Here is a 21,496-nt window from a genome sequence, read left to right as displayed (position 1 = left end):
GTCAGGAGTCTCCGTCGGTGATTGGCTCGACGCCGGCCTCGAGGAGCCACAGTTCGAGATTCGGGTTGTTGATGCGCAGGGTGGCCACGGGCTCGCCGCGGGCATCTTTGACGATGAGTGTGCCGCCAGCGACGCTGAGTTCGTCGTCCCACAGGTCGCGCGGGGCAGTCGAGTGATTGATCCCGGCATCGAGAGCACTGAGTTGCCGCAGTACACGATCGAGCTCGCGTTCGATGCGATCGCGGCGGAGCATGAGTCGTGCGATCTCGTCGGCTTGGATGGCGTCGGGGGCGACGCGTGAGGCATCGACTTCGGGCCAGGAACCAGTTGCGGCGTGAGATTGAGTTGCCTGCATCGCCATTGACAGTTGCGGATCCTTGATCGCTTCAGCGATCCACTGGGGCGAAGCCCAATCGTCGGTTACTGTGTCGGCGTTGGTTCCCAGGCGGATGATCTCGCGCTGGCGGCGCACGATTCGACGTTCAAAGTCCTGCGCATCGTCGATCGGAACGAAGTAGCCCGGCGTTGGATCGACGCCCCAGACTGTCGCGTCGGGTGTGCGATCGAGGCATCGGCCAGACGGGAGGTAGTAGAGTTGTTCGGTGATTTTGAGAAAGGCTCCGGGCTTGGTGGGGATTGGTCGAACGCTCTGGACGCTGCCCTTGCCGAAACTGCGTGTGCCGACGATGATGGCGCGATCGTTGTCGGCGAGCGCGCCGGCGACGATCTCGCTGGCTGATGCACTGCGGGCGTTGATGAGGACAGCAAGCGGCACACGCTCGTATGAGTCGCCGGGTGTTGCGTGGGCGACGGCTTCGGGTTGCTGGCGGCCTCGGGTCGAGACGATGATGCCACTTTCGAGAAAGAGATCGGCCAATCGAATCGCTTCGTCGAGTCTGCCGCCCGGATCGTCGCGCATGTCGAGGATGACGCCAGCCAGATCGCGGTTGGCTTCGATCTTCGCTTCGTCAAGAGCAGCCTTGACCTCGTCGGTGATGCGATCGGTGAAGCGAGCGATGCGTACATAGGCGATGGCGTGCTGTGGGTCGATGAGGAATCGCCATCGACCGTCGCCAGCCAGATTGCGTGCGAAGCCTTGGACATCGCGTGTTTTGATGTGATCGCGAATGACGGTGACATCGAGCGTTTCGCCTGCGCGTTGAATCGTCAGCACAACAGGCGTGTTGGGCTTGCCCTGAAGGAGGGCGATGCAATTCTCGACGCTGAGCCCCTGTGTTGATTGGCCGTCGATGGCGCGGACCTGATCGTCGGGGCGCAGGCCGGCTGCGAGTGAGGGCGAATCGTCCATCGGATTCATGATGGTGAGCCAGCCATCGCGGAGACTGACTTCGGACCCGATGCCGACGTATTCGCCGCTCAGGGATTTGTTGAACTCGCTTGCGTCGGCGGGGGGGATGTAGATGGTGTGCGGGTCGTCGAGTGCGTCGATGAGGCCCTGAATCGCAGCCGTCTGGAGTGCGTCGCTGTCAACGTCATGCACATACAGGCGGTCGATCATGGCCTTGACGTCGATCATTGGGTCAAAGAAGGCGTAGTCGCTCTGGCTCTGCACGATTGCCAGGGTCGAGCCGACAACGGCCACCCCGAGGAGTGAGAAAAGCGAGAGCTCGCGAGTGCGTCTGGTCATGGTTCGGCTCCGAAAGCGTGGGACTGATCGTGTATCGTATGGAGGATCGCACTTGTTCGAAGGGGCGCGGTCATTGCGGCGACCTACAGTCTCTGGTATGCCCCCATCAAAGGAACGATCGTCCATCAAGGTTGAATCAGAACGCGCCGTTCTGGCAGCGGTGCGATTGCCTACAGACAGGTACGAATTTGCTGACCCGTTCGGCGAACTTGCAGAACTGGCCAAGCAGGCCGGGGCCGTCGTCGTCGGCACGCTCGAGCAACGGCGTGAGCGCCCCGAAGCCGGGACATACATGGGCAAGGGTAAAGTCGAGGAACTCAAGGCGCTCTGCGAGGAACTCAAAGCCCAGACGATTATCTTCGATCATGACCTGTCGCCCAAGCAGATCGCGTCGATCGAGAAGATCACCGAGCGGAAGGTGCTCGATCGGTCAGAGTTGATCCTTGACATTTTCGCCAGCCGCGCGACGACGCACGAGGCCAAGTTGCAGGTTGAGATCGCGCAGCTCGAGTACACATATCCGAGGCTGCGGGCGATGTGGGACCACCTCGAGCGTATTGTGGGTTCGGGCGGAATTGGCGGCGTGGGCACGCGCGGGCCTGGCGAGCAGCAGCTTGAAATCGACCGAAGACTCGTGCAACAGCGCAAGAACCAGTTGCAGGCCGAACTTCGGGTCATCCAGGAACGCAAGCGCCGCGCAGTCTCGCAGCGCAACATCGAGAACTTCACTGTCGGACTGGTCGGATACACCAACGCGGGCAAGAGCACGCTGTTCAACACTCTGACGACCGGGGGCGCGTACGCTGACGATCGCCTGTTCGCGACCTTGATGACACGCACGCGCCAGTGGGATCTTGGCGGCGGCGAGACGGTGCTGCTGTCGGATACGGTCGGGTTTGTGCGCGATCTTCCGCACCAGTTGGTGGCGTCGTTTCGCGCGACGCTCGAAGAGGCGACACACGCCGATCTGCTCCTGATCGTGCTTGATATCTCGGACCCGGCAGCGGAAATGCAACTCGAAACGGTGAACCAGACGCTCGACGATCTGTTCGACGAGGTCGAGGAGCACGAGCGACGTCAGCATCGCGCACTGGTGCGCGATGGGGCTGGGATCGCGCGTGTCTGGCAGAGGCCCCAGCGTCTTGTGCTGCTGAATAAGGTCGATCGACTCTCCGACAACCGCGACATGCTCGTCTGGCAGGCCAAGCGGCCCGGGTCGATCGCGATCTGTGCGCTCGATGCTCAATCGGATCCGAGGCGCATCGGGCACGAGGAGTTGCGGCAGTTCGTTCTCGAACAGGTCCGCGGGCCGATGCGCGAGGTCGAGGTTCGTGTACCAATGTCGCTCAGCCGCGCTGTCCACACGCTCGAAAGTCGCGGCGTGGTGCTCGAACGGATGTACGAAGATGAGCGGGTTCGGCTGCGCGTGCGGATCGGCGCAAGGCAGTTGTCGCGGGTCGTGGCGATGGGGGCCGGCATTGAAGTACTCCGTGACGAAGCGGTGGCCGGGCAAACCGATGCCCAGGCAGCACCGGCGTTGGACTTGCCGGGTTGATGCGCCGATACTTCGGGGCCTCGGACAGTCGGGGTTTGCCACCTTAGCTCAGTTGGTAGAGCGGAGCTTTCGTAAAGCTCAGGTCGCTGGTTCGAGTCCAGTAGGTGGCTTTCTGCGCATGCCCCATCCCCGTTTCTAGGGTGATTCGATCAGATCAGGCCTGCGGAGCACAAGCACGCACTTCGTATACGCCGTTTCGAATCCAAGGCGGCGGGCGTTGCGCTCGGTCGAGATCCGCGGTTTGGATTGAATCGTCGCCCAGATCGCCCCCTGCTCGCGGGCATGTGCGAGTCTGGCCGAGATCAGTGCCTGCTGCACACCCCGGCGACGAAAGTCGGGCAGGACGGATGTCGCAACGAGACACGCGATCGAATCCGTGCCCAGAGGCGACGCAACTTCGACCCCGCCGGCTCCAACCACCTGAGCGCTCTGCACCGCGATGAAGCACGCCATGCGCGGGTGAACCGCCACGCGGCGAGAGGCTTCATAGAAAGTTGCAAATCCCGCGCTATCGGGCTGAATAAACCCGGAACTGGACACACGGATCCACTGATCAACCTGCGCCGGATCGCCTGGATCAATACGGCGGATTTCGATGCCTTCCGGCGGGCGACACGCGAGCGCCAGGTCGCCTGCACCAAGGTTGATTGAACGGGCAAGAACTGTCTCGAAGTCGGCCAGCACAAACCCGCGAGCCGCGAGGCCCTCGATGAGGGTTTTGTCCGCAAACGGACAGAGCTCGACGCGCGGGGCGCACCCGCGCGAGACATAGAACTCGACAAGGCGATCGAGATCCGCGTCGGTCACGGGTCCATCGATCGCCATGCCGCAGGCTTGATTCGTCCACGAACCGGGGGCTGTGAATGACATCATCCCGCCCATGATGGGTTCGGCCAGATCGGCAATCTCGGCCACACCGAGGGCCTGTCGACATTCTTCGAGTTGTGCAATGTGTGCCGGATCGATCATTGAACACGATAGAACCGCGGGGGCCATTTATACACAAGGTTGCAGGTTTGCTGCGATATGGTTAGACTCTCGCAGAGTTGCAACCACGCCCAAGAGGCGAAGGGGGATTTATGAGCGACATCACAACCAACAAGCTGCTTATGGTTATCATCGCGATTCTGCTCCCGCCTCTGGCGGTGGGGCTGGTCAAAGGCATCGGCCTGGCGCTGATTGTGAACATCATTCTGTGTTTCCTGTTCTACATCCCAGGTCTCATCCACGCGCTGATCGTTGTGCTCAAGTAGCACCGCGTGCTCGGGGTGGGCGATCAGGCCTGACGCAGACATTCGAGTTCAGCCGGGATCAGCTCCGCAAGTTCGGTGGCAAGCATCCCCGCCGATGCCCCGCGCGTGCGTGCCCATGTCTCGCCAGCCCGGGCGTGCGCCATGACTGCGATTGCTGCGAGTATAAAGCAATCGCATGGGCTGCCCGTAGCAGCGATCAATCCGCCGATGACACCCGCGAGCACATCGCCCGTGCCGCCCGTAGCCAGACATGGGTGCCCCGCGTCGCATCGCCATACGCGGGTCCCGTCGCTGACGATCGTTCCCGCCCCCTTGAGCACAACCACAGCCCCGAGACGTTGTGCCAGCGCGGCGCAGCGCTCTTCGCGCTCGTCATCGGTCGCGGGAATTGATCCGTTGCTGTTCGACTTAACCGCTCGTTCGAGACGAACGAACTCACCGGGGTGAGGCGTGAGCACAGCCGGGGCGCGAAGGTCCTTCCAGATCTCCGGATGTGTTGCCAGTTCATTGATCGCATCGGCGTCAATGACCACCGGCACAGCATCCTGAGTGATCGCGCGCAGCGCCAGCGTCGAGACAGCCGGACCCGCACCAAGGCCCGGGCCGATCACAATCGATGATGCGGTTGCAGCATTGCGATCGAATGAAAGCACAGCCGCCTGTGGATCCATCAGGTCACCCGACGCAACCGGAACCGCAACGCCGATCGCAAAGAGCGCAGCCCCGATGACGGCATCAATGATCGGTGCAGGAGCAAGTATCTGTACAAGCCCAGCGCCCGCACGGGCCGCACCACAGGCTGCGAGAGCCGGCGCACCGATCATGCGCACATCGCCCGCCGATCCGCCGACGATCAGGACTGTGCCGAAGGTTCCCTTGTGGCCCGTCGCAGGCCTCGGCGGCAGCAACGGGAGTGATGAGATGCGCTCCATAACTCGGATGATATCGCTTGCAAGCCCGCACGCCGGCCCTCACAACGAAAGCCGGGGTGGACAAGCCCTTTGGCCCATCCACCCCGGTTCCCTCTACACAAAAGCCTGAATCATCTCAGGCCTGACTTACGGGCAACCCTTGCTGAATGCCGCGAGGAAGCCCTGCACATCGAAGAAGTTGAACTCGCCATCGTTGTTGAAATCAGCCGCCGGATCCTCGGCTGCGAACAGCGCGAGGAATGCCTGCACGTCAAAGAAGTCGAGCATGCCGTCTCCGGTCAGATCCACATCACACTTGCTGATCGGATTCTCACAATCGAAACTGGTGATCGCAAACGCATCGACCGCAGCCTCGACATACGCCTGGGGCCCAAGATCCGACGCAACGAACCGCACGCGCATCGTGCTGGTGGGCGTGATGACATCGGCCACGCGATGACTCACATGGAACCACCCGCCCGAACTTTGCGACCCGGTCGGCCCGACGGTTTCGAGATTCTGCCACGACGCGCCGTCGTTGTTCGAGATTTCGACGACGAACACATCGATGCCGGGGTTGGCGCCGTAGGTGTTGTGGAACCAGCGTGCGTATGAGAGATAGGCATCGCCACCGGTGGCGTCAAAGACGGGGCTGGTGAGCGTGGTGGAGCCGTTGTCCACGTCGGAGTTGCCGTTGCGGTTGGCGGTGACATAGCACCACCCCGAGCCGTCGTAGTCGCTGGTCGGCGAAGCCCATGCATCGCCGGTGACAGGAATCGCGCGTTCCCAGGCTCCGTCGGTCAGGCCGCCCGAGTTGGTCACGGTCCAGCCGAGATTGGTGTTGAAGTTGTCGGCAAAGGCGACGTTGAAGTTGCCTGCGGTCACGCTGAACGGGTTGTTCTCGCCGCCGGCCGGCGCTGACACAATGCCCGCCGTGACGCCTTCGGCCGTCACGAAGAACTCCATCGGATTCTCGCACAGTGCCATAGGCAACTGGCCCGAGTAGGCGTTACCGCCAAGACTGCTCAAAGGCGTCGAGATGAACGAGCCGCCGCTGTTGCGTGCGTGCAGCATCGCGGAGTTTGGAACGAGCGCGTCTTCGACCACGAGAATCGTGACGTCGGCCGTGAGCGTCGTGCCCGGATCGACCAGCGACGGTACGGTCGAGACGAGAATACGCACGCCGCGCTCCATCATGCCGCCAGGCCCGACGAGCGACACGACCTGAGGCCCGCTCGGGATCGAGTGCCCGACGACCTCGCACCGCCACTGCCCGGGTTCCGGATTGTCCACGAGCACCTGCTCGATGTTGTCGCGGCGGTTGGGCGTCGTGCGCACCGCAGCCGCCGATGGATTGAGCGGGTTGAGTGTCCAAGGCTGGAACACCACACCGCTTGGCGAGACCAGGCGGATATCCACATCGTTGATCAGTGCGACTGTCGCGTTCGCGGCTGCAGGAACATCAGGCCATGCCGCGGTGACCTTGACCGAAGTCTCTCCCGGATTGACCGTAAAGAAGAACGAACGCACCTCGCCGTTCTCGATGTCGACTTCCTGATGCGAGTCGAGCCGCATGTGGTCGATCGCGCTGGTCGCGCGGATCGAGCCGTAGCCGAACTGATAGTCAGGCCCGGGGTTGCCCAGATCGACCGCGGTGTGCGCGAGCAGCGCCTTGACAGTCGAGGAGAGCGGATCGTTGCGGCCGGGGAACTGAATGCGATAGTCCTGAAGCATGAGCGCGACGATGCCGCAGGCCGTGGGCGATGCCATCGAGGTGCCGCACGAGACGCTCGTGGCGGTGTCGCTCGATGATGAGGCGCTCGTGACGCCTCCGTCACCGTTGGACTGGCACCCGGGCGCGACAAAGTCGGGCTTGAGGCGTCCGTCGTCGGTGGGGCCCCACGAACTGAACGACGTCATCGAGTCGTTGTTGGCGTTGACCGCACCGATGCACAGGTGGTTCTTGGCGCCAGCGGGCGGGGCGGAGGAGTAGTACGAGCCGTAACCCTCGACATTGCAGCGCGTTCCCTGGCGTTCATTGCCGGCTGCCCAGACGATGATCGGCGCGGGCCCGATCGATCCTCGTGCGATGCTGTCGATCACGACATCGGTGATGCCGTAATCCCCCTGAATAGAGCAGGGGAAGCCATTGGTCTCGGTGTTGGTGCCGATCGAGTTGTTCATCAGCACCACGCCGTGGTTGTTGATCGCGTTGCCGTAGTCCAGTTCGATGTCGCCGGGGTTGGTATAGAGGAATGTCCCGGAGCCATCGGTCTGGAACCCGGCCGTGAACAGCGTGGCGTTGGGTGCCATGCCGCGGTGATTTCCCGTGCCGACAGCGCCCGAGCCTCCGACCGTTGCTGCGACGTGCGTGGCGTGCGAGATGATGCTTGCCGAATCGATCGAGGTGATGCGTCCGGCGTAGAACGAGTGTGTGAGGCGAGCGCGCCCGCCGTCATAGATCAGCGCCTTCACGCCCGTGCCGTCGAGCCCGTAGACGCTCTGCACCGTATCGACGGCCGTGAGCGCGCGGTTTTCGTTGTTGCGCTTGAGTGCGAGTTCGCTCATCTGTGGCAGGGCCGGTTCGATCCATTGGATCGCGTCCATCGCTGCCAGCGCCTCGACCTTGTCGCGCGGCATCTCGACGACATAGGCATTGGCGCTGACCATCAAGTCGCGTACGGTCCCGCCGAACTGCTCGATAAGTTTTTCCGCTGCCAGATCGAGCATTGCGTCCTGATGGAACTGCACATACACGCCGACGACCGGGTTCTCCGGCGTGCCTCCGACTTCCGCCCACTCTGTGCGCTGGCCGGTGGTGAACAGTTCGTGCAGTTTCCAGTTCGTGTCGATCGCGCGCACTCGCGCGATGCCGCTCAGGGTGATCGCGCGTGCCGCGTCGAAGTTCGCGCCCCCCAGCGAGGCGAAGTACGCTCCGCCTCCGATCGGCGCGAGCACGTTCACCCCCGCCGTCGCCATCCGTTCGCGTTCGCTCTGCGAGAGCGCCCGCGAAAACTCGATGACCACGCGTTTCTGGTTCTCGCGCGCCGCCAGCGTGGCCAGCGACTGCTGAACCGTGGCGGGGGTCTGGACGGCAAGGATCCCGTCGGGTGATGAACGCCACTGCACCTGCGCGTGAGATGAAAAAGCCAATCCGGCGACGGCTGCCAGCGCGATCGCCACTGTTCGATTCCGAGTCTTCGACATGCTGCTCCCCTGAACCTGCGTGTGAGATGTCCCAGACCTTGGCGCCCCTCGCGCCAAGGCCGACATCCCAAGGTAGCAGATTTCGGGACCCGCGGGTGAGAAAAATGCCTAAGACCTCCCCCCGATTGGCCCCCGATGCGAACTTTGTGCGAACACCGCAGGACACCAATGCCCTCCCGCGCCGCGTTACGCCTCGCCCGGACGCCACCGTCTTACGACGCCCCGCTCTTGACCTCTTCCTCTTCTACTTCCGGGCCCGGCGCGTCGTCATCGGCGGCCAGCACCGGCCTCTCGGCCGAGCCCGCGTTGGGCCGCACGCTCAAGGTCCGCAACGGCAGCAGCCTCGGCACGAACGCGGGCACATGGATCCACGTCAGCAGCGGCAGCGTCAGCACGCGCACGATCGAACTGATGATGAACAGCATCAGGTACGCCTCGCGGTCGCTGCCCAGCGTCTTGAGAATCGCCGCCCCGATCATCGCCCCGACGACCACGCACACCGCGTTGAGAAAGTTGTACAGCGTCAGCATCGCCGTACGCTTGGCCGCGGGGATCGACTCAAAGAGCATCAGCGTCGTCGCCAGTTCGTAGCACGCCCACGCAAAGCCCGCGGCGAACTGCAGCCCGATGAGCGCCACCGGATGGTCCGTCACCGCCCACACCGCCGCCAGCGGGATGATCGCGATGCCCCCCATCCACAGCAGCGCACGCTCGCCGATGACCTTGGCGATGCGCCCGAGGAACGGCAGCGCGATGATCTTGCCCACGAACGACGCGATGAGAATCAACGTGAAGGTCGTGTAACTGAACTCGAGCTGTCCGAGCATGAATGGCGTGAAGTACGGCCCCGAGATCTGCACGCACACCTGCACGCAGAGCATGTACAGCAGCAGCCGCCCGCCCGAGGCCGAAAACTTGCCGAAGACCAGCTCGCGGATCGGCAGGCGCTGCTCGGTCTGCGGGATGGGCCTCGGCTCGGCGATCGCCCCGTGCAGCCACATGCACGCGAAGCGCGCGATCATGGCGATGATGAACGGCACGAGAAAGATCGCGGGGCTGCGCTCGGTCTCGCTCTGACGGATCAGCAGCCCGGTCGCGACCAGCCCCAGCACGATGCCCACCTGCGCCACGCGCCCGCGCGACGCGAAATAGCGCGAGCGGATCGGGCGCGGCACGACGGTGCCGATCCATGTGTTCCACGCCGGGCCCGTCGCCAGGTTGGCCCCCCAGTACATCGCCGCCGCTGCAAACACGAAAAACGCCGACCCCTTGCCCATCGCCGCCATCACGATCATCGGCACGAACGCGATCGACTGCAGCGCGGTGCAGATGATGACCCACTTCTTGTGCGAGTCGAGCAGCCGCACCATCGTCGGGCTCATGAGTTGAATGGCCGCTCCCATCAGCAGCGGCACCGACGCCAGCAAGCCCACCTGAATCTCGCTCATGCCCACCGCCAGCCCGAACGCCCCGAAGTACGCCTCCCCGCAGCCGACCATGATCGCGAAGAGGAAGGCGTCGGCGGTCGAGAAACCGAGGTATCGGCGGGTGGGCGGAGTGGTCATGGCGGGGGTCTGGCTGGAAAAGGCGAGGGTAGGCGGGCACGGGCTGCGTTATGGGCCCGCCGAGTCGAGATCGGCAGTCTTCAGCCCCGTTTTGGTGCATGCACCCGCAGCAGGCTCACTCCCCGCCCACTTTCTCGGCCGGGTGCCGTGACCATGGCTCTGCATGGCCACGATCAGTGGCAAAGCCGTGGTAAGGACACCCGCCTCCTCAGGGCGACTCGCCCGCCGCATCGCCCGCTGCGTCGTCGTCATCGGGGACTTCCTGGCCCATCCAATAGCGCATGAGCGCGATGAGCGCGACGTTCTCTGGATACTTGGGCAAGGCCAGCACCTGCTCAGCGTAGAGGTCGCGATTGGAATCTGACCATTCCAATTCCTGACGCAGTGACCACACCGCCGCCGCCCGCAGGGGCGGGTGTTCGTGATGTGCCAACTCCAGCAGCGTCTCAAGCCGAAACAGCGGAGTTCGGGTCGATCCTTCGAGCGTCGCCAGCGCGACCGCCCGATCGATCGCCGCGGGCTGGGCCAGCGCTTCGAGCAGAAGCGCCTCGGCGTCAGAGTGCGCCAGCAGCACGAAGGCCAGATTGCGCAGGGCCTCGACGCTGCGGGATTGCCAGCTTCCCGCTTCGGCCAGCAGTTGCGGGTGCGAGGCAATGTCGGCCAGCACCCGATCGAGCGCATCCTTTCTTTGCGCAGGGGTCAGCGGGACGGCCCTGGCGCGCTCTGACGCAGACTGTTGCACACCGCTCCACGGGTTCGATTCGCCCAGCGTGACGCTGAACCATACGATCGCCGCCGACCAGACAGCCCGCTCATCGGCATCCGCAGCCTCGAACCATCGCGCCCACGCACGCTCTGGTGCCCGCTCAGGCTGCGCATGAGCCATGACCCTGGGCAACACGGTCAGGCGAGAGACCCGATTGACATCCTGGCCATCGAACAGATTCGCTGTGAGACCCTCACCCATTGCCTCAACGATTGCATCCAGCAGCCCCTGATCATCACCCGCCAGTACACAAGCCGTCAACGTTCGCACCATGTTGTGCAGGTAGTCCACCTGACCGACCGCCATCGCCGCGAGTAGGCGCTCGATCATGTCGGCCCGTTCTGCGCGCGGCAGGGCAGGGGGTACCTTGATCGAGATCAGGTGATGCCAGTTTTGCGAGAACCAATACAGGTGTTCTCCGGCATCGGGTTCGAGCGCTCCGGCAACCCAGGCGGCAAAGTCGCCCTCATCGGGCGCGATGGTGACATGGATGCCCGCCGAGGTCGAGATTGTGAGCAGCCGCAGCAACTGCCTGGGATCGCGCGTTCTCGTGGCAAGCTCCTCGATGCGCAGCCCGAGCGCATCGAGTTCATCCAGACTCAGGGTGCCTTTCATCAGGCGATCAAGGAGCGAGCCCTGCCTGGGTGTGAAGCGAGAAGAGTACCCGTCATAGTCCAGCCCCAGCATCGTGTCGGAGAGGCTCTCAACGCGGCCGATCAGCACGCCCGTCGGGATCGCTGCGCGCCAGGGCACACGATCGACAAAAGGCAGCGCGATCAGCACCGCCGCCGCCAGCGGCATGAGTGCCGCGAACACAAAGCCCCGCTTGCGCTTGCGCGGCTTGAACCAGAAGGCCTCGGTCTGGGCTGCGAACCCGCACTCCGGACACGTCAGGTCCTTGATACCCGCGACGTTGTACAGGCACTTCGGGCAGCGCGGCTTCCCTGCCGCCCGCCGGCCTACCCACGCCCACGCAAAAGCCGCGGGCGTCAGCGCCAGCGCCCCGCTCAGCGCCAGCGACCAGACAAACCACGCCGGCCCGGTCTCGGGCCGGGCTGCAAAGGTCCCAACGCCCACAATAAACCACCCCAGCCCGATCGACCCCGCCCCGAGAATGATCAGCCGCCAGTTGACCGGATTAACCCACCGCCCTTCGACCCGCCCGCGCACCAGAAAGCGATCGCCATCAAGCCCGCGGTAGAGCACGCTCGCCCCCCAGACAAGCAGGATCAGCAGGATCCCACTCGCGCCGATGATGAGCCCGATTCCCGCAATCATGTCGCTGAAGTCTGACATCAGAGCACTATACCAGTCGGCAGCGGCGCGGTTGCTCTACAGAACAGTGAGGTGCGATGGGTCAATGAGGGCGGCGTGGTCATGTCTCTGCATGGCCACGATCAATGGCCCAGCTCCGTCCACAGCGTACCCCGCCTCGCTGCGCAAATCCCAAGCATCGACTTGGCCCAGTGTGCATCCGTCATGGCCATGCAGTGCCATGGCCACGGCACCTGGCTCCATTCTTCGCTCGAATTAGTCAGTCGGAGACTCCCATTCAGCATCAAAGGCTTCTCTGATACGATTTAGTACTTCAGATGGATTTCGTCCTTCCTTATGTTCGTAATGAGAAGCCACATGCCTTGCGAGATCCACAAGGAGCAAGCCCCAAGCAGCAGGGTCAGACCAAAGCCCGCCGGCCAATGAGACATGCTGACAACCTTCAGCAGCCCACACGCGAACAAGTTCTCTTGCATATGGGTCCGCCGTTGCTTCTGGTGGAATAGGAAGTTCTTTCATGTTGAGCCTCACTGATCGTCAAGAAGGTGCTGCCTCTTTGGGCCGATGGGATCTTTCTTATTTGACACATTTGGAGACTGCCGAGCCGGTGTGCCGTGCCCATGGCTCTGCATGGCCACGATCAGTGGCCCAGCTCCGTCCACAGCGTACCCCGCCTCGCTGCGCAAAGCCGAAGCATCGGGACTCGGCCCAGTGAGCATCCGTCATGGCCATGCAAAGCCATGGACATGGCACCCGGCCCCAGGTCGATATCTTCAGCGTGAGAAATCGCGTCGATCCTCGCGCTCGTGCCGGTCGGGATCGTGTTGTCGAGTCGTAGCGGTTCTCGCACGAGGCTACGGGCAGCCGGTCGCGAAGAGGTTCAGGAAGCGTTGCACATCGAAGAAGTTCAGCACGCCATCTTCCGTGAAGTCGGCGCGGTAACTGCCCGAAGCGTACAGTCCGAGGAATATCTGCACATCGAAGATGTCGAGCACGCCGTCGTTGTTGAAGTCCACGACGCACGGCGGCGTCGCGCAGCTCTGCCACCGGGCGATTCTGTTGACCGTCACCCCCCCTGCGGTGGTGAAACGCCCCCCGGCGTACAGGGCCGGGCCCGAGCCGTCGTCGAACGCCTTCAGGGCGTAGACGCCCGGAAAAGTCGGGCCGTCCACGCCCACCCCGTCCGGCCCTGCCAGCGCCGACCAATCGTGGCCGTCCCAGCGTGCGACGCCATTGACGGTCACCCCCCCGGCGGTGAAAAAGGAGCCCCCGGCGTACAGGGCCGGGCCCGAGCCGTCGTCGAATACCGTCAGAGCCCTGACGCTGCCAACCTCGCCGCCGACAAGCGACCAGTCATGGCCGTCCCAGCGTGCGACGCCAATGACGGTCACCCCCCCGGCGGTTCTGAAGTAGCCGCCGGCATACAGAGCGGGGCCCGAGCCGTCATCAAACGCGGCCAGGCAATAGATTGCGATCGCGCGCATGACTCCCGAGGATTCCAAGTCCGACCACGCGTGTCCGTCCCAGCGTGCGATGCCGTCGGCCGGCACGCCGCCGGCGATCTCAAATTCGCCTGCGACATACAAGGCTGGACCGGTGCCGTCGTCGAACCCCGCCATGTCAAAGACCGCGGCCAGGCCTCCGAAGCGGTACTGCAATCCCACGCCGGACGGGCCGGCCAACACCGACCATTCGGAACCGTTCCAAGACGCGATGCCGTTGGCAACCCTCCCCCCGGCGGCGAAAAAGGAGCCCCCGGCGTACAGGGACGGGCCGGAACCATCATCGTACACCTTGAGGGCAAACACCTCGCCGTTCACGGCCAGATAGGGCGTGTTTGAGGGCACCGACCACTCCTCACCGTCCCATCGCTCGAGGTAAACGAGGAACCAGCCCCCGACATACAGGGCCGGGCCCGAGCCGTCGTCGAACACCGTCAGGGCCTCGACCTCGTCGTCGATGCCCACACGCTCCGGGCTGACCAGCGCTGACCACTCGTGGCCGTCCCATCGCGCGATGTTGTTGACCGTCACACCCCCGGCGGTGATGAAGGAGCCCCCGGCGTAGAGGGCCGGGCCCGTGCCGTCGTCGAACACCGTCAGGGATCCCACTTTCGCAAAACTCCCACCGCTCAAGCCCACGGCGTTCGGACCGGCCAGTGCCGACCACAGCGGTATGCAATCGTCGTCCGCCCGCGCGGTCGGTCCCAGCAAGCCGCCGAGCACGCACGCCGACACCACCCACCTCAGCCCGGTCGCCAAGACTCGAACACCGTTCACCTTCGGTCGTTTCAGAATACACATTGTGATTCCTCCTTCCCATCAGGCGAACCGGGCGACGAGCCCGGCCACCCTCCAGGCAAACCCGCGATCCGCTGCACCGATACGGGAACACCTCACCCGAATCTGGCTTCGAACCGATCCGCACGTCGTCATGTCCAATTGTACAGCCGAGACCGCAGAAGACCACACGGAAACTTCCTCGAATCGAGCACCAGCCACGGCGTCCGGCGGCAACTCCTTCGCCCCTGTCTGGGCGAGAGGAGGGGGAGGATGTGTTCACGGGTTGCGCTCCACCCGTGGAGGATTTCGCGAAGTGCGTACGAACTTGCATGAAGTGTGTGCGCATGCCATGCTTACCCCTTGGTCTGCCAGGATCACAAGGAGGTAAGCATGGACGAGTGCGTGTGGAAGGTGATGCGGGTCGCGATTCGCTCGGCTGTCAGGAGCATACCACGTCTCGGGCGACGCCGACGCTACCGCCGGGTGCCGTGGTCATGGCTCTGCATGGCCACGATCAATGGCCCAGCTCCGTCCACAGCGTACCCCGCCTCGCCGCGCAAAGCCGAGGCGGAGTCACCCGACGTCAATCTCCGTCGTCGTCCGATGTGGGTGCTTCCGTCGTAGGGCGCTTATCACTTGTCTCGGACTCCGGTTCAACTTCGGGAGCAAGGCCCGCGATCTCGTGGATCAGTCTCGTCTGCTCGGCTGCGATCGCGTTCACCCGGTCGGTGATCGCGTTCCAGCCCTCGAACAACTCGTCGTTGTGCAGGAACAGTTCACCGGTCTCGGGATCAAAGCTCCACTCCTTCCAATTTTTATCGAGCAGCGCCACCGCCCGGTCGCCCAGATCGCAAAACTCCGCGTCCAAGTCTCGCAACTGGAGCACGATCGCGTGTTTCGAGTGGTTGCGCACGGTCTGGAAAAAGTCCGCAGCGTGAAAGGGATCCGCGATGCCCCGCTTGGCGAACTCGGTTTCAAAATATTCGAGCGTGGGGGATGTGGCGGACCGCAGGCCTTCGTTCGCGACACGGAACTGCGCCACGCGCCGCCGAATGTCGTCGAGGTCCTCCCTGTCTTCGATCCAAACCAGATCAAACGCCGAGGGATCCGCCAGCGCGTTGACCGCGGCGGTGTACGCGGCGGAGGCATCGCGCACACGCTCGACCAATGCGGCGGACACTTCGGCGATGACCCTGTCCTGCATTGTTCCGCTGGCGGCACCCGCGGCCCTCAGCCGCTCGGCAGTTTCATCGAGCGTGTTGGTGTCGATCGAGTAATCGCCGCTCTCGATCTGTGCGCGACGTCGGTCCTGAACCTCGGCCTGGTACGCTTGAAGCTCCGCGACCGACTTGTCCTGCGGTGACGTGCCGTACTGCCGAAGTGTTTCCTGCAGATGACCCCAGACTTGTCCGAACGCTATGAAACACGACAGTACCACGAAGACACTGGCGTATGAAGTGCGTTTGGACCTTGAGACCAGACCGATGCCTAGCGCGATCCCCCAGCAGATTGCCAACGTGAGAAAACTGCCTAGCACGATGCCCACGCCGCGTGCGGCCTCGAACTTGTCGGGTGCATCACTCACGATTGTTGCACTATCGAGCATTTTAAGAACAAAGAAGATCAGCCAACACGGGAGCGCGATGACCCATGCCCAGAGCGGCAGTCTGTGCCATTTCTTCGCTGGCTTCGATTTTGCCTCGGGAGTCTTGACAAGAGAGTCGAAGTCGAAGATTTTTTCGCTCATTGGAGTCGCTCCCGTACCGTGCTCTCTCCCCGCCCCGCGATCTCCTCTCCAATCGCCTCGACGAACGCTTCGAGCCCCATGGCTCCCAGATCCTTCTCGATGCCCAGCGCGCGCACGCTCACCGTCGCGTTCTCTTCATCGCGTGGTCCGACGACCAGCAGGTACGGGATCTTCATCTCCGAGCCGTGCTTGATCTTGGCCTGCACGCGCTCGTTGCCGTCATCGATGCTGGCGCGCACGCCGCGCGCCCGCAGCGCCGCCGTCACGCGCTGGCCATACGCCGCGCTCTTCTCGCTGATGGGCAGCACGCGGACCTGTTCGGGTGCGAGCCACGTCGGGAAGGCCCCGGCGAAGTGTTCGATGAGCACGCCGCAGAAGCGTTCCATCGACCCGAACGGCGCGCGATGGATCATGACGGGCCGGTGGGGCCGGTTGTCGGGCCCGATGTACGAAAGGTCGAAGCGTTCGGGCAGGTTGTAATCGACCTGCACCGTGCCCAGCTGCCACTCGCGCCCGATCACGTCCTTGACGACGAAGTCGATCTTGGGGCCGTAAAACGCCGCCTCTCCCGGTTCCTCGCTGAAGGGCACGCCCAGCGAGGCCGCGGCCTCGCGACACGCGCGTTCGGCCTTGTCCCATACCTCGGCCTTGCCGACGTACTTGCCGCTGTCGGGGTCGCGCAGCCCCACGCGCACGCGGTAATCCGTCATGCCCAGCGTTTTGAAGATCACCTTGACCAGTTCGAGGCAGCCGGTCACTTCGGCCCCCACCTGGTCTTCGGTGCAAAAAAGGTGGGCGTCATCCTGCGTGAAGCCGCGCACCCGCGTCAGCCCGTTGAGTTCGCCGCTCTGCTCCCAGCGGTACACCGTCCCGAACTCGGCCAGGCGCACCGGCAGGTCGCGGTATGAGTGCGGCTGGCTGGCGAAGATGCGGATGTGGTGGGGGCAGTTCATCGGCTTGAGCATGAAGCCTTCGATGTTGCCGGTCTTCATGCGGTTGGCCAGGTCCGCGCACGAGCAGCCTTCGGCGATGAGGCTGTCCATCTCGTCGCGTTCGACCAGCGGCGGGAACTGGCTGTCGGCGTAGTACGGAAAGTGCCCGCTCGTGCGGTACAGATCGAGCTTGCCGATGTGCGGCGTGAACACCTGGTGGTAGCCTTGCTTCTTGAGTTCGTCCGAGATGAACCGTTGCAACTCATCACGCACCACGCCCCCGGCCGGGGTCCACAGGATCAGGCCCTGCCCGACCATGTCGTCGATATGAAACAGCCGCAGGGCGCGGCCGATGACCCGGTGGTCGCGCTTCTTGGCCTCATCGAGACGTGTGACGTGCTCATCGAGGTCCTTTGCGGAAAAGAACGCGGTGCCATAGACCCGCGTGAGGCGGTCGCTGTTCTCGTCGCCGTGCCAGTAGCTCGACGCCAGGCTTGTGATCTTGAACGCCCCGATGCGTCCGGTCGAGGGGATGTGCGGGCCGCGGCACAGGTCTTCCCAGTTCCTGCCCGGTTCGCCGGTGGCGTAGAACGTCAGCGTCGGGCTGCCCGCCTCGTGGGCACGAAGGGCGTTGTCGATCTTGTACTTGCTTCCCTCGCTCTTGAGTTTGGTCATGCCCGCGTCATGCGTCACCTCGTAGCGGGTGAACGCGCGGTCCTCGGCGACGATCTTGCCCATCTCGGCTTCGATCGCCTCGAAGTCGCCTTCGCGCAGGGGCCGGCCTTCGGGGAAGGCGATGTCGTAGTAGAACCCGGTCTCGAGCGGCGGGCCGTAGACGAGCATGGCTTCGGGCACGAGCCTCTGGATGGCTTCGGCCATGACGTGGGCGGTCGAGTGGCGCAGCAGCATGAGGGCGCGGGGGTCGGCCTTGCCGTCGCGCGTGCTCGGCGTGATGATGGCGACGCGCGCATCATCGGCGATGACGGCGGACAGATCGACGACGGTTCCATCGACTTCGGCTCCGACAGCGTCGGCGGCCAGGCGCTTGCCGATGGCCTCGGCCACGGCCCGCGCCGTCACGGGCGCGGCGAACTCACGAACGGAACCATCGGGCAGAGTAATGCGGGGCATGAGCGATCCTTCGGGCGCGTTGTGCGCCGTGTGGCTCGATCATAGCGACCCGGTGCGGGGCGCTGGCGCGATCGCGGCCGTGCTGGTCAGAGCTGCGTGCAGCCTGCCGCGGGCGGCGGCCAGCGCGGCCTCGGCCTCGGCGCGCTCGAGCGCCCGCTCGTGCATGAGCACCGCGACCTTGACGCTCCCGCCCGCGCGCTCGAGCAGCGCCAGCGCCGCGTCGCGCTCAGCGCCCGTGAGTCGGGTGATGATGCGCGCGGCCCGGTCGATGAGTTTGGCGTTGGCGGGACGGACATCGACCATGAGGTTCTCATGCACCCGGCCGTCGGCGATCATCAGCGCGGTGCTGATGAGGTTGAGCGCCATCTTGGTCGCGGTGCCCGCCTTGAGGCGCGTCGAGCCTGCGATGGCTTCGGGGCCGGTGGGGATGATGACGACCAGGTCGGCGGCGTTGGCAGCCGCGGTCGGGCTGCACGCGATCAGCCCCGTGCCCGCGCCGGCCGCTCGCGCGAGCGTGAGCGCCCCGAGCACGCAAGGCGTGGTCCCGCCCGCGCTGAGGCCGATGACGGTGTCGTGCGGACCCAGGTTCAGCGCCCCCAGGGCGGGGGCAAACTCGGCCGGGTCGTCTTCGCGTCCCTCGCTGCTGGTGCGCAGAGCCGCGTCGCCCCCGGCGATCAGGGCGATGAACCGCCCGGGCTCGAGGCAGAACGTGGGCCCCAGTTCGGCAGCGTCGAGGACCGCCAGGCGGCCGCTGGTCCCCGCCCCTACGGTAATCACCCTCCCTCCCGCGGCGAAACCGGGCGCGGCCCGCTCGATCAGTGCGGTCAGGGCGGGCCGGGCGGCGGCCATCGCAGCGATGATCTCGGCATCGACGGCCATCAGGGCTGCCACGCAGTCGGCGATATCCATGTCCCCCAGCCCCCCGGTAGCGGGATTGGGGGATTCCGTCGCGACCTTTCCCCGGTCAGGCGGCGTGGGATGCATCCCTTTACAATAGCGATTCGGCGCGGCGGCCGTCACGGCGGCGGGGGCCTGCACCGTAGGAAAAGTGCTGATCCGGCCCGCAAGTGGGCTTGGGCGGGCAGGTCAGCCGGCCATCAGGGGCAAACACCCTCCTCCGCGCACCGACCATCCGGCCTGCGAACAATCCCGCCACCGGAGGCGTTCATCCCTCCGAACCTGGAGCCCGACCCGATGCACAGCCCGATCACGCTCTCTGCCCTGTCTCGCCCGCTGCGCGCTGCGCTGGGGTTGCTGGTGGCCATGTTGGCCCTGAGCCTCCCTGCCGCGCCAGCGAATTCCCAGCCCGGGTTCGACCCCTTCGGCGCCGCCTATGGCCCCGTCGTCGAAGTCGAAATTGTCTCCGCCGCCCCGGCCGCACGCCCCGGCGAGCCCTTCGCCCTGGCCGTCATCCTCGACCACATCCCCGGCTGGCACAGCCACACCCACCGCCCGCCGCCCATCCCCAGCTTCACCGCCGTCGCCACCGAACTGGCCGGTCTGAAAGGAACCGGCGCCGCCGTCGGCCCGATCCAGTGGCCGGCCAGCAAGACCATCAAGGTCGATTTCACCGGTGACGGACCGATGGATTACCCCGTCTACGAGGGCCGCGCGGCGATCTATGTGCCGCTCATGCCCGAAGCGGGGGCGAGCGAAATCCGTCTGACCTTCCAACTGATCTACCAGGCGTGCGATGATCGCCTGTGCGAGGCCCCCGTGTTCGATGACCGGGAGATTGTCATTCCTATCGCGGACCAAAGCGATGCAGACGCTGCGGCAGCGCCAACATGGACCGGCGATTTCGCTGCCTTCGATCGCACCGTCTTCGAGCGCTCGTGGGAAGGAGCCAACCAGCCCGACGCGCGCGAAACCGCCGCGGGCGGCTCGACCTTCTTCGGCTTGACCGTGCCCCGCGGGCTGATCGCGCTGGTGCTGCTGGCGATCGTCGGGGGCTTTGTACTCAACCTGACGCCCTGCGTCCTGCCCGTCATCCCGCTCAAGGTCATGGCGTTGTCCAAACACGCCGCCACGCCCGCCAAAGCCCTGTCGCTCGGGGCCGCGATGGCAGCCGGGGTCGTCGCGTTCTGGATCGGCGTGGGCCTGCCCGTCGCGCTGTTTCGCGAGGCGTTCGGCGACCCGTCGGCCCTCTTTGGCATCTGGTGGGTCACGCTGGGCATCGGGCTGGTCATCGCGGCGATGGGGCTGGGCATCATGGGCCTCTTTGAGATCCGCCTGCCCCAAGCCGCCTACCGCGTAAATGCGTCGGCCGATTCGTTCGGCGGCTCGTTCGTTTTCGGGATCATGACCGCCGTGCTCGGGTTGCCCTGTTTCGGGTTCGTGGCCGGGGCGCTGCTGGTCGGGCTGGCGACCATGCCCGCCTTTGACATCATCGCGATCTTCGCGGGGATCGGCGTGGGCATGGCGGCTCCCTATCTCGTGCTCGCGGCTCGGCCGCAGTGGGTCGCCAAGATCCCGAGAACCGGTCCGGCCAGCACCCTCGTCAAGCAGGTCATGGGCCTGCTGCTGCTGGCCGCCGCGGCCTACTTCGCGGGCGCGGGCGTCATGGCCCTGGTCAAGGCCGACCCGGTGCGGGCTGCGTCTCTGCCGGTCGCGGCCAAGGTCGCCTCGTGGTGGGTCATCGCGCTCCTGGCCGCGGGCGCCGGGCTCTGGCTGGCGGTGCGGACGTTCGCCATCACGAAAAAACCCGCCAACCGCGCGGCGTTCTCGCTTGTCGGGCTCGTCATCGCGGCCACCAGCGTGCAGTTCGCCCTCGGCCGCACGCACAAGGCCATGGACGACATCTGGATCCCGTACAGCCCCGAGAACCTCGCGGCGGCGCGAGCGCGCGGCGAAGTCGTCGTGCTCGATTTCACCGCCGACTGGTGCCTCAACTGCCAGGTGCTCAAGGCCACCGTCCTCGACCGCCAGCCCGTCAAGGGCGAACTGGCGGGCAGCGGCGTCGTGCCCATGATTGCCGACCTCACCAGCCGCAACGCCCCCGGCTGGGCCCGGCTCGAAAGCCTCGGCCAGACCGGCATCCCGCTGCTGGTCATCGACGGCCCGGGCCTCGCTTCGCCCTGGCAGGCCAACGCCTACACCCCCGCCCAGGTCATGGAGGCCATCGCCGCCGCACGAGGGCGCTGATTACAATTGACTCAGTCGCAGACCCGCCCTACCTTCATTTCCCCTCCCGGACAGCCGATAGACAGTCCGGCAGAGGCACC

Annotated in this window: 15 protein-coding genes and 1 tRNA gene; 4 read left to right on the top strand and 12 right to left on the bottom strand. The window is 64.7% G+C overall.

The genetic code is table 11. The features are described 5' to 3' along the window. Position 1: 1 nt before the first annotated feature. On the bottom strand, positions 2-1,648 hold the full coding sequence (locus KF757_14420) for a S41 family peptidase (GenBank protein MBX3324169.1): 1,647 nt from the start codon (positions 1,646-1,648) through the stop codon (positions 2-4). A gap of 97 nt (positions 1,649-1,745) precedes the next feature. On the opposite strand from KF757_14420, the gene hflX reads away from it, so the two are divergent. Both hflX and KF757_14410 read left to right on the top strand, forming a co-directional pair. Then, positions 1,746-3,203, top strand: a complete 1,458-nt coding sequence (gene hflX / locus KF757_14415; GenBank protein MBX3324168.1) for a GTPase HflX — start codon at positions 1,746-1,748, stop codon at positions 3,201-3,203. A gap of 37 nt (positions 3,204-3,240) precedes the next feature. After that, a tRNA-Thr gene (locus KF757_14410) sits at positions 3,241-3,313 on the top strand. Between the two features lie 25 nt (positions 3,314-3,338). On the opposite strand, the gene KF757_14405 is transcribed toward KF757_14410, so the two are convergent. Further along, positions 3,339-4,172, bottom strand: coding sequence for a hypothetical protein (locus KF757_14405; GenBank protein MBX3324167.1), 834 nt, complete (start codon positions 4,170-4,172; stop codon positions 3,339-3,341). Positions 4,173-4,282: 110 nt separating this feature from the next. Between KF757_14405 and KF757_14400 the strand changes: the two genes are divergently transcribed. Next, entirely contained in the window at positions 4,283-4,456 is a 174-nt protein-coding gene (locus KF757_14400; GenBank protein MBX3324166.1) for a YqaE/Pmp3 family membrane protein, read from the top strand. 23 nt (positions 4,457-4,479) lie between these two features. Here the strand turns inward: KF757_14400 and KF757_14395 are convergent, their stop codons facing one another. The 10 genes from KF757_14395 to KF757_14350 all read right to left on the bottom strand — a co-directional run bounded on the left by KF757_14395 (position 4,480) and on the right by KF757_14350 (position 19,292). After that, positions 4,480-5,388, bottom strand: a complete 909-nt coding sequence (locus KF757_14395) for an NAD(P)H-hydrate dehydratase (GenBank protein ID MBX3324165.1) — start codon at positions 5,386-5,388, stop codon at positions 4,480-4,482. Positions 5,389-5,514: 126 nt separating this feature from the next. Beyond that, positions 5,515-8,574 carry a S8 family serine peptidase gene (locus KF757_14390; GenBank protein ID MBX3324164.1) on the bottom strand — a complete coding sequence of 1,020 codons (3,060 nt, stop codon included), beginning with the start codon at positions 8,572-8,574 and terminating at the stop codon, positions 5,515-5,517. Between the two features lie 212 nt (positions 8,575-8,786). Beyond that, positions 8,787-10,139, bottom strand: a complete 1,353-nt coding sequence (locus KF757_14385; protein ID MBX3324163.1) for an MFS transporter — start codon at positions 10,137-10,139, stop codon at positions 8,787-8,789. Between the two features lie 208 nt (positions 10,140-10,347). Further along, positions 10,348-12,201: a hypothetical protein gene (locus KF757_14380; protein MBX3324162.1), complete on the bottom strand. Its 1,854-nt coding sequence runs from the start codon at positions 12,199-12,201 to the stop codon at positions 10,348-10,350. Positions 12,202-12,237: 36 nt separating this feature from the next. After that, positions 12,238-12,408 carry a hypothetical protein gene (locus tag KF757_14375; protein MBX3324161.1) on the bottom strand — a complete coding sequence of 57 codons (171 nt, stop codon included), beginning with the start codon at positions 12,406-12,408 and terminating at the stop codon, positions 12,238-12,240. Positions 12,409-12,435: 27 nt separating this feature from the next. Then, the gene (locus KF757_14370) at positions 12,436-12,699 is read right to left on the bottom strand and encodes a DUF5076 domain-containing protein (GenBank protein MBX3324160.1); all 264 of its coding nucleotides are present in this window, start codon (positions 12,697-12,699) and stop codon (positions 12,436-12,438) included. 335 nt (positions 12,700-13,034) lie between these two features. Continuing rightward, complete coding sequence (locus tag KF757_14365) at positions 13,035-14,483, bottom strand: hypothetical protein (protein ID MBX3324159.1); 1,449 nt, start codon at positions 14,481-14,483, stop codon at positions 13,035-13,037. 562 nt (positions 14,484-15,045) lie between these two features. After that, positions 15,046-16,209 carry a hypothetical protein gene (locus tag KF757_14360; GenBank protein ID MBX3324158.1) on the bottom strand — a complete coding sequence of 388 codons (1,164 nt, stop codon included), beginning with the start codon at positions 16,207-16,209 and terminating at the stop codon, positions 15,046-15,048. Further along, positions 16,206-18,272 carry a threonine--tRNA ligase gene (gene thrS, locus KF757_14355; GenBank protein ID MBX3324157.1) on the bottom strand — a complete coding sequence of 689 codons (2,067 nt, stop codon included), beginning with the start codon at positions 18,270-18,272 and terminating at the stop codon, positions 16,206-16,208. The genes KF757_14360 and thrS overlap by 4 nt, the downstream gene beginning before the upstream one ends. A 39-nt stretch (positions 18,273-18,311) precedes the next feature. Continuing rightward, a complete protein-coding gene (locus tag KF757_14350; GenBank protein ID MBX3324156.1) occupies positions 18,312-19,292 on the bottom strand; it encodes an N-acetylmuramic acid 6-phosphate etherase in 981 nt (326 codons plus the stop codon). A 174-nt stretch (positions 19,293-19,466) separates the two neighbouring features. Here KF757_14350 and KF757_14345 point away from each other — a divergent pair, with 174 nt between their 5' ends. Further along, on the top strand, positions 19,467-21,416 hold the full coding sequence (locus tag KF757_14345; protein ID MBX3324155.1) for a thioredoxin family protein: 1,950 nt from the start codon (positions 19,467-19,469) through the stop codon (positions 21,414-21,416). The last annotated feature ends 80 nt before the right edge of the window (positions 21,417-21,496 follow it).

This window comes from Phycisphaeraceae bacterium (assembly GCA_019636795.1).
GTDB lineage: Bacteria > Planctomycetota > Phycisphaerae > Phycisphaerales > UBA1924 > JAHBWW01.
The sequence above is the reverse complement of the archived record's forward strand: the minus strand, read 5'-3'. Positions and strand labels throughout refer to the sequence as shown.